Consider the following 17,118-nt stretch of genomic DNA (forward strand, 5'->3'; position numbering starts at 1 on the left):
ATCCCCGGCGGCGTTTTGCTGTTCGGGGCCGGAGAAGCGCGCTAACGACCGCGGATGACCACCTCTCTCGGCACCCATGACGCAATCCTTCTCGGCGCCGGGGCGGCGGGGATGTTCTGCGCCGCCATGGCCGGCCAGCGCGGGCGCAAGATATTGCTGCTCGACCATGCCGAGGCGCCGGGGAAGAAGATCCTGATCTCGGGCGGCGGGCGGTGCAACTTCACCAATCTCGGCACCGCGCCCGATCGCTACCTTTCCGCCAACCCGCATTTCGCCAAGTCCGCGCTGGGCCGTTACACCGCGCAGGATTTCCTCGCACTGGTCGAGCGCCACGGCATCGCCTGGCACGAAAAGACGCTGGGCCAGCTGTTCTGCGACGGCTCGGCGCGGCAGATCGTCGACATGCTGCTCGGCGAATGCGCGATGGGCGGCGTGACCATCCAGCTCGGCGCCAGCATCACCGACGTCGACCATGCCGACGGCCGCTTCCGCGTTACCACCAGCAAGGGCATCGCCGAAGCCCCTGCCCTCGTCATCGCCACCGGCGGTCCGGCCATCCCCAAGCTCGGCGCGACCGGCTTTGCCTATGATCTCGCCCGCCGCTTCGGGCTCAAGGTGGTCGAGCCGCGGCCTGCGCTCGTGCCCCTCACCCTCGGCCCCGATCAGGCGCTGTTCCGCGATCTTTCCGGCGTCTCCACCCCGGTGGCTGCCAGCGCCGGCAAGGCGAGTTTTCGCGAAGCGGCGCTCTTCACCCATCGCGGCCTCTCCGGCCCGGCAATTCTCCAGGTCTCCTCCTATTGGAAGCATGGCGAGCAGATCGCGATCGACTTCCTGCCCGACCACGCGAAGGGCTGGCTGCGCGAGGCCAAGCGCACCGAGCCCCGCATCGGGTTGCGCAGCCTGCTCAACCGGCAGTTGCCCGATCGGCTGGCCACGACGCTGGCCGAACGCATCGCCCTGCCCAGCGAACTCGGCAATTGCCGCGACGCCGTGCTGGCGCAGGCCGAGGCGCAACTGGCCGGCTGGCGCTTTACCCCAAATGGCACCGAGGGCTTTGCCAAGGCCGAAGTGACCGTGGGCGGGATCAGCACCGCCGATCTCTCCTCGCAGACCATGGAGGCGCGCCGCGTGCCCGGCCTGTACGCGATCGGCGAAGCGGTGGACGTCACCGGCTGGCTGGGCGGTTACAACTTCCAATGGGCATGGGCGAGCGGCTGGGCGGCGGCGCAGGCGCTGTAACCGCGCGGCACGCCTGTTGCGCAAACATCACGTCGTTCTACGCAAAGTTACTTAACTTGCGGAATCGATTTGCAAAGCTTGCGCATGTTCGTTAAGACTTGAGCGAGGGAGCAACTATCTTGCTGTTCCTGGGGGGACGTTTCGAGTCGGAATGAAAGTCAGGTGCGTTTTGGCGGCCGCGGCATTGGCCTGCCCTGTTACCGCATTCGCACAGCAGCAGCCTGACCCGGCATCGGGCCAGGCGGACCCACAGCCTGCTTCCGGGGTGCTGGTATATGGCCCTGAGTTTTTCGCGAACACGGCGCTGCCGACCGCGCTGGACATGGTGCAGCGCCTGCCCGGCTTCACGCTGGACGTCGGCAAAAGCGACGCCCGCGGTATCGCCGGCAACACCGGCAATGTGCTGATCAACGGCAAGCCCCCGGCATCCAAGACGGACGGGCTTGGCGAGATCCTGCGCCGCATCAGCGCCGCCAGCGTGGCGCGGATCGAACTGATCCGCGGCGGTGCCCCGGGCATCGACATGCAGGGCCGCGCGGTGGTCGCCAACGTCGTGCTGAAGCGCACCGCCTCCACCGAAAAGCTCGTCAATTTCCAGAGCTATATCTACCGCGACGGCTATGTGGGCCCGGACCTGACGCTGCAATATACCCGCAGCGACGGCGATCGCCGCGACGAACTCTCCATCGAGGGGATCAGCGATCGCACCAGCAGCACCGCGAAGGGCATGCGCACGCGTACCGACGCGGCCGGCAATCTGCTCCAACGCCATCGCCTGGACCTGTGGGACCGCGATCGCTCGGCCACGGTGCGCGCCTCCGTCCAGCGCGCGATCGGCGGCGGACTGCTGAACGTGAACGGGCGCTTCGACTATCTCGATTATCCGACCAGCTTCGGCGTGACCCTGCTCGAAGGCAGCGGCAGCAGCGGCGTGGCGACCGACATTACGCACCAGTGGAAAGGGGAGCTCGGCGCGAACTGGGCGAAGAACCTGGGCGAGGATGGCGAGATCGAACTGGTCGCGCTGCAGCGCCTGGGCCACACCGGGTACGACTCGGCGGTCACGTCCGACAGCTTCGTTTCCACCTTCGGCCAACAATCGCGCAACGGCGAATCCGTCTTCCGGCCGATCCTGCGCTACAAGACGAGCAAGCGCCTTTCCCTCGAGGGCGGCGGCGAGATTGCCTATAACTTCCTCGACAATCGCACAGCCTACACCGAACAGGGTGCGCCGGTGCCGCTGCCGGACCAGTCCGTGTTCGTCAGCGAAGTGCGCGGCGAGCTGTTCGGGCTGGCGCGCTGGGAGCCGTCGAGCAAGGTGACGCTGGAGTCCGGCATGCGCGCCGAGGTCTCGCGTATCGCCGCGCGCGCGGACAGCAGCCGCGCCCGCGCCTTCTTCTACCCCAAGCCGCGCGTCCAGCTCACCCTGCGCCCGAACAAGCGCGATCAGGTGCGGCTGCGCGTGGAACAGAGCGTAAGCCAACTGGACTTTACCGATTTCGTCGCCGCCACCGAGATCAACCTGGGTACGGTGCGCGCCGGCAATGGCGATCTGGTGCCCGAACAGACGCTGACCTTGGAGGCTGTGTTCGAGCACCGTTTCTGGGGCAAGGGCGCGCTGGAGCTTAGCGCCAGGCACGAGGCGACCCGGCATGTGATCGACTATATTCCGCTGGAGGGCGGTTTTGATGCGATCGGCAATATCGGCAGCGGCACGCGCGATACGCTGTCGAGCACGCTCACCCTGCCGTTCGACAAGCTCGGCATCAAGGACGCACGCCTGCGCGGCAATGCCGCCGTGGTGCGCAGCCACGTCACCGATCCGCTGACCGGCGAACGTCGGCGCTACACCAACGAAATCCCGTTCACCTGTTCGGGCAGCTTCAGCCAGGATCTGTTCGGCGGCCGCTTTACCTATGGCGTCTATGGCAGCTGCGGCCAGCCAGCGACCGACCTGTATCGCATCGCCGAATATCGCGCGACCGTGCTGGAGCCGAGCGTCGAGATCTACGGCATCTGGAAACCGAGCAAGCGGCTGGCGATCCGGATGGACGCGGGCAATTTGAACAACGCCGCCAAGATCATCGATCGCCGGCTTTACACCGCCGAGCGCAACGCCTCGCCGCTGCTGTACCGCGAGCGCACCGTGCAGCGGCGCGGCCAATATCTGTACGTGCAGATCCGCCGCGCGTTCTGACCGTCGCGCCGCGCCTCCCGACTGTCGCCGGGAGGCCGCGACCCCGCCTTAGTCCAGATTCGGCCGCAGATAGCGCGTCGCCAGCTCCTCGCTGATCCCGCGGCGGATCGCGTAATCCTTGAGCTGGTCCGGCCCGACCCGCGCCACGCCGAAATATTCGGCCTGCGGGTGGCCGAAATAGAAGCCCGACACCGCCGCGGTGGGCAGCATCGCGAAGCTTTCGGTGAGGCTGATGCCGGTGCGCTTGTGCGCGTCGAGCAGGTCGAACAGGATCGGCTTGAGGCTGTGCTCGGGGCAAGCCGGATAGCCCGGCGCCGGGCGGATGCCGCGATACTGCTCGCGGACCAGCGCGTCGTTGTCGAGCTGCTCGCCCTCGGCATAGCCCCACAGCGCGGTGCGGACGAACTTGTGCAGCCGCTCGGCGAACGCCTCGGCGAGACGGTCTGCCAGCGCCTTCAGGAGGATGTCCGAATAATCGTCGATCGCCGCCTTGAAGCGGGCGAGGTGCGGCTCGATGCCGTGGATCGAGACCGCGAAGCCGCCGATCCAGTCGCCGTCATGATCGATGAAGTCGGCCAGGCACATATTGGCGCGGCCCTCGCGCTTGGCGATCTGCTGGCGCAGGAACGGCAGGCGGACGTGGCTCTCGTTCTCGAGATGCACGATCACGTCGTCCCCCTCGCGGCGGCACGGCCACAGCCCGGCGACGCCGCGCGCGGTGAGCCAGCGCTCGGCGATCAGCTTGTCGAGCATCTTCTGGGCATCGGCGAACAGCGAGGTCGCGCTTTCGCCGACCACCTCGTCGGTGAGGATCGCCGGATAGTTGCCGGCCAGTTCCCAGGCGCGGAAGAAGGGCGTCCAGTCGATATAGTCGCGCAGGTCCTTGAGGTCCCAGTCGTCGAACGTGTGGACGCCCGGCATGCGCGGCTTGCCCGGCTTCAGCGTCATGTCCGCCTCGAAGGCGTTGGCGCGGGCGTCCTCCAGCGGCAACAGCGCGCTCTGACCCTTGCCGGCGCGGGTGACGCGGACATGCTCATACTCGTCCGCCACCTTGGTCACGTACGGATCGCGCTGGGTATCGGAGACCAGCGCGGTCGCCACGCCCACCGCGCGGCTGGCGTCGAGCACATGCACCACCGGGCCGGTATAGGCCGGGTCGATGCGCAGCGCGGTGTGGACGCGGCTGGTGGTCGCACCGCCGATCAGCAGCGGCATCGTCATCTGCGCGCGCTGCATTTCCTCGGCGACGGTCACCATCTCGTCGAGGCTCGGCGTGATCAGGCCGGACAGGCCGATCATGTCGGCATCATTGTCGATCGCCGCCTGGAGGATGGTCGACCAGGGCACCATCACGCCCAGATCGACCACGTCGAAGCCGTTGCACTGGAGCACGACGCCGACGATGTTCTTGCCGATGTCGTGCACGTCGCCCTTCACCGTGGCGAGCACGATCTTGCCCTTGCCCTTGGCCCCTTCTTCCTTCTCCGCCTCGATATAGGGAAGCAGGTGGGCGACGGCCTTCTTCATCACGCGGGCGGATTTCACCACCTGCGGCAGGAACATCTTGCCCGAACCGAACAGGTCGCCGACGACGTTCATGCCGTCCATCAGCGGGCCCTCGATCACTTCGATCGGGCGGGCGAAAATCAGGCGGCATTCCTCGGTATCCTCGACGACATGCGCGTCGATGCCCTTGACCAGCGCATGCTCGAGCCGCTTGGCGACCGGCCAGCTGCGCCATTCGGCCGCCTGCTTCTCCGCCACCGCATCTGTGCCGCGATACTTTTCGGCGAGCGCGACCAGCCGGTCACCCGCCTCGGGATCGCGGTTGAGCACCACGTCCTCGCACGCCTGGCGCAGCTCGGGATCGATCGCGTCGTACACGTCGAGCTGGCCGGCGTTGACGATCGCCATGTCCATGCCCGCGGGGATCGCGTAATAGAGGAATACCGAGTGCATCGCCCGGCGCACCGGCTCGTTGCCGCGGAAGCTGAACGACAGGTTCGACAGGCCGCCCGAGATATGGACGTGCGGGCAGCGCTTCTTGATCTCGCGGCACGCCTCGATGAAGTCGACGCCGTAATTGTTGTGCTCCTCGATGCCCGTCGCCACCGCGAACACGTTGGGATCGAAGATGATGTCCTCGGGCGGGAAGCCGATGCCGGTAAGCAGCTTGTAGGCGCGCTCGCAGATCTCGACCTTGCGCGCTTGCGTGTCGGCCTGGCCGACCTCGTCGAACGCCATGACGACGACGGCGGCACCGTACGCCATGCACTTGCGGGCGTGGGTGAGGAAGGCTTCCTCGCCTTCCTTCATGCTGATCGAGTTGACGATCGGCTTGCCCGAAACGCACTTCAGGCCCGCCTCGATCACGTCCCATTTCGAGCTGTCGATCATCACCGGCACGCGGGCGATGTCCGGCTCGGCGGCGATCAGCTTGAGGAAGGTGGTCATCGCCTCGACGGCGTCGAGCAGGCCCTCGTCCATGTTGACGTCGATCACCTGCGCGCCGTTCTCGACCTGCTGGCGCGCGACCTCGACCGCGGCGGGATAATCGCCGGCCATCACCAGCTTCTTGAAGCGGGCCGATCCGGTGACGTTGGTGCGCTCGCCGATATTGACGAAGTTGGTGGAGGAAGGCGTGGTCATGATCTGGGTTCTTTTTCTCTCCCTCTCCGCATCGGGGAGAGGGCCGGGGAGAGGGGCAGTGTGTCGTTGATCGCGTGTCGAAGAGCAGCAGCGTCCTGCCCCTCTCCCAACCCTCTCCCCGGAGGGGAGAGGGCTATTCGTCGCTCACGCCGCCATGGTGAACGGTTCAAGGCCGGCGAGCCGCGTCCGCACTTCCGGCGTCGGAATGGCACGCGGGGTAAGCCCCTGCACCGCCTTGGCGATCGCGCCGATATGCGCGGGCGTCGAGCCGCAGCAGCCGCCGAGGATGTTCACCTGCCCCGCATCGGCCCATTCCTTGACGAGGCCCGCGGTCGTCGCCGGCATCTCGTCATAGGCGCCGAGTTCGTTGGGCAGGCCCGCATTCGGGTAGACCATGATCAGCGTGTCGCAGAGCGCCGACAGCGTCTTCACATGCGGGCGCAGCTGCTCGGCGCCGAACGAGCAGTTGAGCCCGATCGTCACCGGCCGCGCATGGCGCACCGCCGCCCAGAATGCCTCGACCGTGTGGCCGGAGAGATTGCGGCCCGACAGGTCGGTCAGCGTCATGGACAGCATGATCGGCAGGTCGCGGCCCAGCGCCTCGCCCGCCTCGATCGCCGCCATGATGCCGGCCTTGGCGTTGAGCGTATCGAACACCGTCTCGATCAGCACAAAATCGATGCCGCCTTCAACCAGTGCATCGATCTGCTCACGATACACGTCCTTGAGATAGTCAAAGTCGATCTCGCGGTAGCCGGGATCGTTGACGTCCGGGCTCAGCGACAGCGTCTTGTTGGTGGGCCCAAGCGCGCCGGCGACGAAGCGCGGGCGGCCGTCCTTGGCCTCGAACTCGTCGGCGATGCTGCGCGCGAGCTTGGCGCTCTCGATGTTGATCTCGCGGACCAGATGCTCGGCCCCGTAATCGGCCTGGCTGATCCGGTTGGCGGAGAAGGTGTTGGTCTCGGCAATGTCGGCACCTGCCTCGAAATAGGCGCGGTGGATCGAGCCGGGCACCTCGGGCTTGGTCAGCGCGAGGATGTCGTTGTTGCCCTTCTGGTCGTGGCTGAGGCCGAGGGTGCCGGCATAGGCGGCCTCGTCGAGCTTCCAGTTCTGGATCTCGGTGCCGAACGCGCCGTCGGTGATCAGGATGCGCTTGGCGGCTTCGGCCAGCAGTTTCTCGCGTGCAGTCATGGTTGTGTCCTCTAAAGCCCCTCCCCTTCAGGGGAGGGGTTTGGGGTGGGGCAGGGTCTCACCGAGACCAGCGGTCTGGCATCCCTCCACCCCCAACCCCTCCTCCNNNNCCTCCCAGGAGGAGGGGCTTAGGTTGGGTTACGCCGCCGCCACCGCCGCCTGCTGCCGCGGGCGCAGGCCTAGCAGATGGCAGATCGCGTAGCTCAGCTCGGCGCGGTTGAGCGTGTAGAAGTGGAACTGGCGCACGCCGCCGGCATAGAGCTTGCGGCAGAGTTCCGCCGTGAGCGTCGCCGTGACGAGCTGGCGCGCCGAGGGATGCTCGTCGAGCCCCTCGAACAGCTTCTCCATCCAGGCCGGCACGTCCGTCCCGCACATCGCCGACATTTTCACCACGCTGGCATAGTTCATCACCGGCATGATGCCCGGCACGATCTCGGCGTCGATCCCCGCCGCCGCCGCACGGTCGCGGAAGCGCAGGAAGGTCTCGGCCTCGAAGAAGAACTGGGTGATCGCGCGGTTGGCGCCAGCATCGATCTTGCGCTTGAGATTGTCGAGATCGGCCTCGGGGCTCGGCGAATCCGGATGGCATTCGGGATAGGCGCTCACCGAAATCTCGAACGGGTGGAGACGGCGCAGCCCCGCGACCAGGTCCGCCGCATTCTCATAGCCGCCGGGATGGGTGCGATACTTCTCGCCGGCGCGGGGCGGATCGCCGCGCAGCGCCACGATATGCCGCACGCCCGCAGCCCAATATTCCTCGGCGATCTGGTCGATCTCCTCGCGCGTCGCCTCGACGCAGGTGAGGTGCGCGGCCGCCGCCAGCGGGGTCTCGCGCGCGATCTTCGACACCGTGGCATGGGTGCGCTCGCGCGTGGTGCCGCCGGCGCCATAGGTGACGCTCACGAACCGAGGCCCGAGCGGCGACAGCGTTTCGATCGAGGCCCAGAGCGTCTCTTCCATCTTCTCGGTCTTGGGCGGGAAGAATTCGAAGCTCACCGCCACATCGCCCGCCACATCGGCGAACAGGGGCGGTGCCATGGGGTCTACGATACTCATGCCGCCTTCACCTTTTCCACGCTCTCCCCGGTCTTGCGACCGAGCCATAATTTCACCGTCAGCGCACCGCCTTCGAGCGTCTGCACCTGCACCGGGGCGAGCCCGGCGCGATCGAACCAGCCGAGCATCTGCTCGTCCGAGAAACCCAGTCGCGCATGCGCATCGCGGGTGCGCAGCTCCTCGCGCTCGTGCGGCGCGAAATCGACGATCAGCAGCCGCCCGCCGGGGCCGAGCACCCGTGCCGCCTCGCCGATCGCCGCCGCCGGCTGCTGCGCGAAATGGAGCACATGATGCAATATAGCAGTATCCGCAGCCCCGTCCTGCAGCGGCAGCGCATAGAGATCGGCCTGGCGCAGCTCGGCATGGCCGAGATCGGCGAGCTTCGCCCGCGCCAGCCGCAGCATCTCCGACGAGCGATCGATCCCCACCGCCTGCGCGGCGCGCGGCCCGAACAGCTCGAGCATGCGGCCGGTGCCGGTGCCGATATCGACCAGCGTGCCGAGCGAGCCGTCGCCCAGCGCGGCGCCCATCGCGGCCTCGACTTCGCTTTCGGCGACATGGAGCGAGCGGATCGCGTCCCACTGGCCGGCATTGGCCTCGAACCAGCTTTCCGCCGCACTCGCCCGGTCGGCCCGGACCGCCGAGAGCCGCGCCTGATCGGCCACCACCCAGGGGTCGCCCGCCAGTTCCCACGCGTCGAGCGCGGCGAGCACCGGCGCGGTCACCGCCTGCTGACCGAGCGCCACGAATACCCAGCTGCCTTCCTTGCGCCGCTCGGCGAGCCCGGCGTCGCACAGGATCTTCACATGGCGGGAAACCCGCGGCTGGCTTTGCCCCAGCACCTGCGCCAGCTCGCCGACGCTCAGCTCCATCGCCCGCAGCAGCGCGACGATGCGCAACCGGGTCGAATCCGCGAGCGCGCGGAAGATGGCGAGGGGTTCTGTCATGGGCGGGTTAGAGATATAAAGATATCTTTATATCAGGTCAACGCATCGCTGCGCGGTTGCGTGCGTTTGCGGCTCTGGCTAGCCCGGCCCAAACCCCGTGAAGGAACCCAGTCCCATGCGCAAGCTTCTCCTCCTCCCCGTCGCCGCGCTGGCGTTTGCCGGCCTGTCCGCCTGCGGCAACAAGGCGAAGAACGAAGCCGCCGAAGCCAATGAGGCGATGGCCGGCGACAGCAACACGATGGGCGAGGCGGTCGCCGACGTGAACGCCGCCGAGGACGCCGCCTTCGCCAATGCCGAGAGCGCCTATTCGAACACGTCTGGCCCTGCCGGCAACGAGATCACCGACTGACGCGTTCCACGCCCTCCCCTTTCCATCGGAGACCCCGCATGCCGCATCTTCGCCATCTCGGCGCCTCGGGCCTGGAAATCTCGCCGCTCGTGCTGGGCGGCAATGTGTTCGGCTGGACTGCCGACAAGGCCACCAGCTTCCGCATCCTCGACCGCTTCGCCGAGCGCGGCGGGGTGATGATCGATACCGCCGATGTCTATTCGGCCTGGGTCTCCGGCCACAAAGGCGGCGAATCCGAGACGGTGATCGGCGAATGGCTGCGCACCTCCGGCAAGCGCGACCAGGTGCTGATCGCCACCAAGGTCGGCATGCTGCCGGGCGAAGGCGGCGAGAAGCTGGCGCCGGCGCGCATCGCCGCCGCGGCAGACGCATCGCTCCAGCGGCTCGGCATCGAGACGATCGACCTGTATTTCGCCCACCAGGATGATGAGGACGTGCCGCAGGAAGACTATCTCGCGGCGTTCGGCGCGCTGATCGATGCGGGCAAGGTCCGTGCGCTGGGCGCGTCGAACTTCCACGCGATGCGGCTCAAGTCGGCGCTCGACCTCGCGACGAAGGAAGGGCTGCCGCACTTCCGGGTGCTGGAGCCCGAATACAATCTGGTCAGCCGCCGCAAGTTCGAGGGCGAGTTGCAGGATCTCTGCGTCACCCATAATCTCGGCGTCATCCCCTATTATGGGCTCGCCTCTGGCTTCCTCACCGGCAAATATCGCAGCGAAGCCGATCTCTCGAAGAGCGTGCGCGGCGGCGGCATGGCGAAGCTGCTCGCCGGCAAGGGCGGCGCGGTACTGGCGGTGATGGACGAGGTGGCGGCCGAGACCGGGGCCAGCCTCGCCCAGATCGCGCTCGCCTGGCTGGCGGCGCAGGACGGCGTCACCGCCCCGATCGCCAGCGCGACGAGCATCGAACAGCTCGACGAACTGATCGGCGCCTGGGACGTGGAACTCAGCCACGACCAGCGCGACCGCCTGACCGCCGCCGGGGCCTGATGACCGCGGCCGACCTGATCGACCGTATCGTGGCCCAACTCGTCCGGCGTCACGGCGGCACCGTCCGGCGCTGGAAGACGGTGCTGGGCAAGGTGCGCGTCTACAACGCCGAGACGCACCCGCACTGCAACTGGTCGCTGGCGCCCAGCGGCGCGGCCGGCGACGTCGCGGCGGTGGAAAAGCTGCTCGACGAGCTGCGGATCACCTATCCGATCGTGACCGGCTGAACGAAAAAGGGCGGAGCACCGCAGTGCCCCGCCCCCGTTTCCGGCGTCCGCCAGCCCCTACAGGCCGACCTTCAGCGTCAGGAAGAACTGCTGCGGCGCGCCGACCATCAGCGTCTGATTGTCGCCGCTGTTGCCGAAGCCGTTGGTGCCGATCGTCGAGATGTACTTCTTGTCGAACAGGTTGGTCACGTTGCCCTGCAGCTCGAGCTTCCGGCCACCCAGGTCGAACTTGTAGCCGAGCGTCGCATCCACCACCACGCGGCCGTCCACGAACTGGTCGTTGGTGTAGGTGAAATAGCGCTTGCTCATATAGTTCGCGCCGACGCGGGCGTTGAAGCCCTGACCCGACCAGGTGACTTCGCCCTTCAACATGTGCTTGGGCGAGTCGACCACCGTCTTGCCCTTGGTCGGGATCACGCCGCTCGCGGTGACGACGTTGTCGCGATAGGTCGAGTCATTGTAGCTGTACGAGCCGAACAGCCCGAAGCCCATCGGCAGGCGGATATCGCCGGTCGCCTCGACGCCGATCGAGCGCGCATCGCCGACATTCTGCAGGATCGCCGGGTTGCCGACGATGCCGGCGCTGGTGGTCACGGCCAGCAGGCGGTTGCGGAAGTTGACGTAATAGCCCGCCAGCGAGCCGGTGAAGATGCCCGACCGGTAGCGGCCGCCCACTTCATAGGTGTCCGACTCTTCCGGCTTCAGCTTGGTCGCGCCGGTGTTGAGCGCGTTGAAGCCCGCCTGGGTGGTCGCGAAGGGACCGCTGGTGGCCGAGGACACGAAGGCGCGCGTCACCTGGGTGAAGCCGGCGAACAGTTCGGCGTCGCGCGTGACGCGGTAGTTCAGGCCGGCATGCGGCTGGAACCAGTCGGTCACCTTGATCTTGCCGCCGGCCAGGCCGCCCGCGACGATCGGGGTCGCGCGATTGGTGACGGCAAAGCCCTTCCAGCCCAGGTTGGCGGTCAGCTGGCCCAGCTCGATCTTGTCCTGCACAAAATACTGGACGGTGTCGGTCTGGTACTTCCAGTACCATTGGGTCGCAAACGGATTGCTCTGGAACGACAGGCTGTCGCGGCCCGGATCGGTGCGGCTGTCCAGCGCGTAGAAGCGGCGGGCCTGACGGAAGTTGTTGCGCTCGTACCAGCCACCAACGGTGATGTCGTTCATGCCGATCTTGGTGCCGACATTGCCGAACACGCCGCCGCGGCGGATGTCATACTCGGTCGTGCGCAGCGACATCGGCACGCCGTTCGGCGACGCGACATAGGGGGTGTACCACAGGCCCTGGCCATGGTTGCTGTGGTAATAGCCCTTCAGCGCGCCATGGATCGCCGACCCGCTGGTCGTCTCGATGCCCGCCGAGGTCAGATAGTCACGACGCAGGCCGGCGGCGTTGTAATAGGCATCGTCCGGATTGAGGAATGGCGCCGGATAGACCTTGCCCGCACCCGGGTTGGTCGGCGTGACGCCGGTATAGCCGTTGTTCGCGCCTACATCCGAGACCAGGATCGCCTTGGCATAATCGTTCGAGATGTTGTCCCAGTTATAGCCCAGGCGCTTGATCATATCGAGCGACATGTCCTGATAGTCGTTCTCGCGACGATCGGAGAAGTCGAACGTGCCCACCGCGCGCAGGTCCGGGCTCAGCGGCGTGACGATCTTGCCGTTGACCTGGTTGATGCGCTGCGAGCCCCAGCCCTTCCACTTGTCGGTGTCCGAGTGGAGGTAGGAGAGATAGGCGCGGGTGCCGCCCGGGGTCAGCTCGCCGAAGTCGAGGCGACCGAACACGCGCCAGAAATTGTCGCTGCCGCCGGTGCCGTTCACCTCGATGCCCAGCTTGTCCTTCGGATCGCTCGACAGGAATTCGAGCGTGCCGCCCAGATTGTTCGTCGCCTGGGTGTCGATCGAGCCCGAGCCCTGCGAGACGCGGGTCTCGGCGATGTTCTCGCTGATGATCGCGCGGCTGATGTGCAGGCCGTTGACGTTGCCATAGCTGGCGTCGCCGAGCGGGATACCGTCGAGCGTGAAACCCAGCTGGTTCTGATTGAAGCTGCGGATCGAGATGCGACCGGCCCATTCATAGGCGCCGAACGGGTCCGCACCCTGGAAGTTGACACCCGGCAGCTTCTCGATCGCCTTGAGCGGGCTGGTGCCCGGCGCGAGCAGCGCGATGTCGGCCTGGGTCAGCGTCTGGATCTGGCGGGTTTCGCCCTTGCCGATCACCACGATCTCGTCGGCGCCGCTCTGCGGCTGGCTGTCGTCGACCAGGGTGGCGTTGGGCACGGTCTGCGCGAAGGCAGCGCCGGCAGTGAACAGCGACGTGCCGGCGAGCAGGCCGGCAGCAAGCATACGGATGCGCATGCGCATGAACCCCTTGGGAAAGCACCGGACCCCTCGCCCGTGCTGGGCGGCCGCTACGCGCGCTGCGTTGCAACATTCGATCGTTCGCGCTGCATTCCAGGGACTCTTCCGTGACGATCGCGTGACGAGCGGCTTAACACCTCGGAAATCTCCTGATTTCTTGCCGTGGGCCGCGGGGCGAGTAGAGTGACCGCGACGCAACTTACCGCTCTTGTGTTGCTCAATTGCAACACTATCTGCTGGTCACACGCGAACAGGGATCAGGCATGAACCTCGACAAATTCACCGACCGCGCCAAGGGCTTCCTGCAATCGGCGCAGACCGTGGCGATCCGCATGAACCATCAGCGGATCAGCCCCGAACATCTTTTGAAGGCGCTGCTCGAAGACGAGCAGGGCATGGCCAGCGGCCTGATCCAGGCGGCGGGCGGCGACGCCAAGCGCGCGCTGAGCGAGACCGATCTCGCGCTCTCCAAGATCCCGGCCGTCAGCGGTTCGGGCGCGCAGTCGACACCCGGCCTCGACAATGATCTCGTTCGCGTGCTCGACCAGGCCGAGACGATCGCGCAGAAGTCCGGCGACAGCTTCGTCACCGTGGAGCGGCTGCTGGTTGCGCTGGCGCTGAGCCTCAACACCGCCGCCGGCAAGGCGCTGCAGGCAGCGAATGCGAAGCCCGAGGCGCTCAACACCGCGATCAACAGCATGCGCGGCGGCCGCACCGCGGACACGGCGTCGGCCGAGGATCGCTACGACGCGCTCAAGAAATTCGCTCGCGACCTGACCGAGGCGGCGCGTGCCGGCAAGCTCGATCCGGTGATCGGCCGCGACGAGGAAATCCGCCGCACGATCCAGATCCTCGCCCGCCGCACCAAGAACAATCCGGTGCTTATCGGCGAGCCCGGCGTCGGCAAGACCGCGATCGCCGAAGGCCTCGCGCTGCGCATCGCCAATGGCGACGTGCCCGATACGCTCAAGGACCGCACGCTGATGGCGCTCGACATGGGCAGCCTGATCGCGGGTGCCAAATATCGCGGCGAGTTCGAGGAGCGCCTCAAGGGCGTGCTCGACGAGGTGAAGGGCGCCGAGGGCCAGATCGTGCTGTTCATCGACGAGATGCACACGCTGATCGGCGCCGGCAAGGCCGAGGGCGCGATGGACGCGGGCAACCTGCTCAAGCCCGCGCTCGCCCGTGGCGAACTGCACTGCATCGGCGCGACCACGCTCGATGAGTATCAGAAGCATGTCGAGAAGGACCCCGCGCTCCAGCGGCGGTTCCAGCCGGTGTTCGTCGGCGAGCCGACGGTGGAGGACACGATCTCGATTCTGCGCGGGCTCAAGGAGAAGTACGAGCTGCACCACGGCGTGCGGATCACCGATGCGGCGATCGTCGCCGCGGCGACGCTTTCCAACCGCTACATCGCCGACCGCTTCCTGCCCGACAAAGCGATCGACCTGATGGACGAGGCCGCCAGCCGCATTCGCATGGAGGTGGAGAGCAAGCCCGAGGAGATCGAGAGCCTCGACCGGCGGATCATCCAGCTCAAGATCGAGCGCGAGGCGCTGAAGCGCGAGACCGACGAAGCCTCGCGCGACCGGCTGGCCACGCTCGAAGAGGATCTCGCCAATCTCGAGCAGCAATCGGCCGAGCTGACTACCCGCTGGCAGGCGGAGAAGGACAAGATCAATGCCGAGGCGGTGCTCAAGGCACAGCTTGACCAGGCGCGGATCGAACTCGACCAGGCGCAGCGTGCGGGCGATCTCGCGCGTGCCGGCGAGCTGTCCTACGGTGTGATCCCGCAGCTCACCCGCCAGCTCGACGAGGCGCAGAGCGCCGCCAAGGGCGCGATGCTGCGCGAGGAAGTGACGGCAGACGACATCGCCGGCGTCGTCGCGCGCTGGACCGGCATCCCGATGGAGCGGATGCTCGAAGGCGAGCGCGAGAAGCTGCTCCACATGGAGGAGCAGCTCGGCAAGCGGGTGATCGGCCAGGCCGATGCGGTGAAGGCGGTCTCCACCGCCGTCCGCCGCAGCCGTGCGGGCCTGCAGGATCCGAACCGGCCGCTGGGCTCGTTCCTGTTCCTCGGGCCGACGGGTGTGGGCAAGACCGAGCTGACCAAGGCGCTCGCCGAGTTCCTGTTCGACGATCCCAATGCGATGGTGCGCATCGACATGAGCGAGTTCATGGAAAAGCACGCGGTCGCGCGGCTGATCGGCGCCCCTCCGGGCTATGTCGGCTATGAGGAAGGCGGCGTTCTCACCGAAGCCGTTCGGCGTCGCCCCTATCAGGTGGTGCTGTTTGACGAGGTCGAGAAGGCACATGGCGATGTGTTCAACATCCTCCTTCAGGTGCTGGACGATGGTCGCCTGACCGACGGCCAGGGCCGCACGGTGGATTTCTCGAACACGATCGTGATCCTGACCTCGAACCTGGGCAGCCAGTATCTCACCAATCTGGCGGACGGGCACGGGGTGGAAGAGGTCGAGCCGCAGGTGATGGAGGTGGTGCGGGCGCATTTCCGCCCGGAATTCCTCAACCGGCTGGACGAGATCATCCTGTTCCACCGGCTGGGCGCGGACCACATGGCGCCGATCGTCGATATCCAGGTCGGCCGGGTGGCGAAGCTGCTCAAGGACCGCAAGGTGGGCATCGACCTGTCGCCCGCGGCGCGCGAGTGGCTGGGACGGGTAGGCTATGATCCGGTGTACGGCGCGCGTCCGCTGAAGCGGGCGGTGCAGAAATACCTGCAGGATCCGCTGGCCGACCTGATCCTGCGCGGCGCGGTGAAGGATGGGTCGACGGTGCACGTCGACGAGGGTGATGGCGCGCTGGTGCTGCGAGTGGAGTGAGGGTTGGAGGGACCGCCGCGTGGCGGCGGTCCCTCTTGCGACCACTTAGTTCGGGTTCCACGGAGAATAGGGCGCCGCGCGGATCCACCGCGTCGCAACCCACTTCACGCCTGCGCGCACCGGAAGGCCGGCGTGACGCGCGCGCGGATCGGGCCGGCCATCTGCCAACACGTTGTCGAAGATCAGCGCGTCGCCGCCCCGCGGCACGACTTCAATGCCGAGCTCGTCGAACCGCGTTTCGCCACCACCAAAGCCTTCGTTGAGATACAATAACACCGTTTTGATGCGCTGGTTGGTCGATCCGGTGATCGCATCGAGGTGCGGCCGATATTGCTGGCCCGGCGAATAGCGCAGCAGGGACACTTGCTCGCCCTGGCCTATGTCGGTGCCCGTCGCCGCAGCCACGCGTCGGAGAATCGCCTGGACGACCAGGCTTTCCCGAGTGGGCCCGACAACAGCATTATCCGATGTCCGCACCGGATGATGCACCATGCGGTTGGTCTGGGGATCGAAGACGAGCGCCGGCTGGAGCAGATTGGCTGCCGACAGTGCGAGATGCTCGCATTCGGCCGGGGTCAGCAGCTTCGAAAGCCGGAAAATGCGGGGGGAATCGTTCAAGATTTCCGCCGGCGGCAGGTGCCTCGGATCGCCGGCAGCATCGAGCGCCATTGCCTCGATCAGCGCTAGATGCTCACGGGCGATTGCGTTACCCTGTTCGCCCGCGCGGCGCAGCAGCCCCAGCGCGCGCGGCCAGTCGGGGCTGCCGCCTGCGCCGTTTGCGACCAGCGCAACTTCCATGAGGGCGGCGTCGCCATGGCCGGCGGCTGCCGCAGCATTCAGGGCAAGCATCGCGCGTGACAGATCGCGCGCGATCGGCGATCCTACCAGCAGCCACATCGCCAGCTGGAAGCACGCGTCACGATTCCCCGAAGCGCTGTAGTGTTCCACCAAGGCGACGGCACCGCGCACGTCCCCCTGTTCCAGCAGATGATCGACGACGGCGTTGGAATACCCGGATGCCATCATACTCCCTCAAAAAAAGGGGAGCGGGCAAGCCCGCTCCCCTC

12 protein-coding genes are annotated in these 17,118 nt (G+C 66.7%); 6 read left to right on the forward strand and 6 right to left on the reverse strand.

Annotated features, from left to right (window positions below):
- The first annotated feature begins 54 nt into the window (after window positions 1–54).
- Both A7X12_RS04210 and A7X12_RS04215 read left to right on the forward strand, forming a co-directional pair.
- Complete coding sequence (locus A7X12_RS04210) at window positions 55–1,239, forward strand: NAD(P)/FAD-dependent oxidoreductase (RefSeq protein WP_064310395.1); 1,185 nt, start codon at window positions 55–57, stop codon at window positions 1,237–1,239.
- A 184-nt stretch (window positions 1,240–1,423) separates the two neighbouring features.
- The gene (locus tag A7X12_RS04215; RefSeq protein WP_232318356.1) at window positions 1,424–3,436 is read left to right on the forward strand and encodes a TonB-dependent receptor plug domain-containing protein; all 2,013 of its coding nucleotides are present in this window, start codon (window positions 1,424–1,426) and stop codon (window positions 3,434–3,436) included.
- A 48-nt stretch (window positions 3,437–3,484) separates the two neighbouring features.
- Here A7X12_RS04215 and metH read toward each other — a convergent pair whose 3' ends face one another.
- The 4 genes from metH to A7X12_RS04235 form a co-directional block, all read right to left on the reverse strand.
- Window positions 3,485–6,085, reverse strand: a complete 2,601-nt coding sequence (metH, locus tag A7X12_RS04220; protein WP_064310397.1) for a methionine synthase — start codon at window positions 6,083–6,085, stop codon at window positions 3,485–3,487.
- Window positions 6,086–6,229: 144 nt separating this feature from the next.
- Window positions 6,230–7,276 (reverse strand): homocysteine S-methyltransferase family protein, encoded by a 1,047-nt coding sequence (locus A7X12_RS04225; RefSeq protein WP_064310398.1) that lies wholly within the window; start codon window positions 7,274–7,276, stop codon window positions 6,230–6,232.
- A 138-nt stretch (window positions 7,277–7,414) separates the two neighbouring features.
- Window positions 7,415–8,314 carry a methylenetetrahydrofolate reductase gene (gene metF, locus A7X12_RS04230; protein ID WP_064310399.1) on the reverse strand — a complete coding sequence of 300 codons (900 nt, stop codon included), beginning with the start codon at window positions 8,312–8,314 and terminating at the stop codon, window positions 7,415–7,417.
- 14 nt (window positions 8,315–8,328) lie between these two features.
- Window positions 8,329–9,279: an ArsR/SmtB family transcription factor gene (locus A7X12_RS04235; protein ID WP_064310400.1), complete on the reverse strand. Its 951-nt coding sequence runs from the start codon at window positions 9,277–9,279 to the stop codon at window positions 8,329–8,331.
- 115 nt (window positions 9,280–9,394) lie between these two features.
- Here A7X12_RS04235 and A7X12_RS04240 point away from each other — a divergent pair, with 115 nt between their 5' ends.
- Genes A7X12_RS04240 through A7X12_RS04250 form a run of 3 tightly spaced genes read left to right on the forward strand, consistent with a single transcriptional unit; the run spans window position 9,395 to window position 10,844 of the window.
- Window positions 9,395–9,628: a hypothetical protein gene (locus A7X12_RS04240; RefSeq protein ID WP_064310401.1), complete on the forward strand. Its 234-nt coding sequence runs from the start codon at window positions 9,395–9,397 to the stop codon at window positions 9,626–9,628.
- Window positions 9,629–9,666: 38 nt separating this feature from the next.
- Window positions 9,667–10,617, forward strand: coding sequence for an aldo/keto reductase (locus A7X12_RS04245; protein ID WP_064310402.1), 951 nt, complete (start codon window positions 9,667–9,669; stop codon window positions 10,615–10,617).
- Window positions 10,617–10,844: a hypothetical protein gene (locus tag A7X12_RS04250; protein ID WP_064310403.1), complete on the forward strand. Its 228-nt coding sequence runs from the start codon at window positions 10,617–10,619 to the stop codon at window positions 10,842–10,844. The genes A7X12_RS04245 and A7X12_RS04250 overlap by 1 nt, the downstream gene beginning before the upstream one ends.
- Before the next feature lie 57 nt (window positions 10,845–10,901).
- On the opposite strand, the gene A7X12_RS04255 is transcribed toward A7X12_RS04250, so the two are convergent.
- Window positions 10,902–13,211: a TonB-dependent receptor domain-containing protein gene (locus tag A7X12_RS04255; protein ID WP_084445071.1), complete on the reverse strand. Its 2,310-nt coding sequence runs from the start codon at window positions 13,209–13,211 to the stop codon at window positions 10,902–10,904.
- A gap of 260 nt (window positions 13,212–13,471) precedes the next feature.
- Between A7X12_RS04255 and clpB the strand changes: the two genes are divergently transcribed.
- Entirely contained in the window at window positions 13,472–16,051 is a 2,580-nt protein-coding gene (gene clpB / locus A7X12_RS04260) for an ATP-dependent chaperone ClpB (RefSeq protein ID WP_064310404.1), read from the forward strand.
- Between the two features lie 45 nt (window positions 16,052–16,096).
- Here clpB and A7X12_RS04265 read toward each other — a convergent pair whose 3' ends face one another.
- The gene (locus A7X12_RS04265) at window positions 16,097–17,077 is read right to left on the reverse strand and encodes a 2OG-Fe(II) oxygenase (protein WP_232318357.1); all 981 of its coding nucleotides are present in this window, start codon (window positions 17,075–17,077) and stop codon (window positions 16,097–16,099) included.
- Window positions 17,078–17,118 lie beyond the last annotated feature (41 nt).

The organism is Sphingomonas sp. TDK1 (assembly GCF_001650735.1).
Classification (GTDB): domain Bacteria; phylum Pseudomonadota; class Alphaproteobacteria; order Sphingomonadales; family Sphingomonadaceae; genus Sphingomonas.

Coding starts and splice junctions, on each gene's coding strand:
- A7X12_RS04245 (WP_064310402.1), top strand. CDS start 9,667: ATGCCGCATCTTCGCCATCTCGGCGCCTCGGGCCTGGAAATCTCGCCG.
- A7X12_RS04240 (WP_064310401.1), top strand. CDS start 9,395: ATGCGCAAGCTTCTCCTCCTCCCCGTCGCCGCGCTGGCGTTTGCCGGC.
- A7X12_RS04235 (WP_064310400.1), bottom strand. CDS start 9,279: ATGACAGAACCCCTCGCCATCTTCCGCGCGCTCGCGGATTCGACCCGG.
- metF (WP_064310399.1), bottom strand. CDS start 8,314: ATGGCACCGCCCCTGTTCGCCGATGTGGCGGGCGATGTGGCGGTGAGC.
- A7X12_RS04265 (WP_232318357.1), bottom strand. CDS start 17,077: ATGATGGCATCCGGGTATTCCAACGCCGTCGTCGATCATCTGCTGGAA.
- A7X12_RS04210 (WP_064310395.1), top strand. CDS start 55: ATGACCACCTCTCTCGGCACCCATGACGCAATCCTTCTCGGCGCCGGG.
- A7X12_RS04255 (WP_084445071.1), bottom strand. CDS start 13,211: ATGCGCATGCGCATCCGTATGCTTGCTGCCGGCCTGCTCGCCGGCACG.
- A7X12_RS04250 (WP_064310403.1), top strand. CDS start 10,617: ATGACCGCGGCCGACCTGATCGACCGTATCGTGGCCCAACTCGTCCGG.
- metH (WP_064310397.1), bottom strand. CDS start 6,085: ATGACCACGCCTTCCTCCACCAACTTCGTCAATATCGGCGAGCGCACC.
- clpB (WP_064310404.1), top strand. CDS start 13,472: ATGAACCTCGACAAATTCACCGACCGCGCCAAGGGCTTCCTGCAATCG.
- A7X12_RS04225 (WP_064310398.1), bottom strand. CDS start 7,276: ATGACTGCACGCGAGAAACTGCTGGCCGAAGCCGCCAAGCGCATCCTG.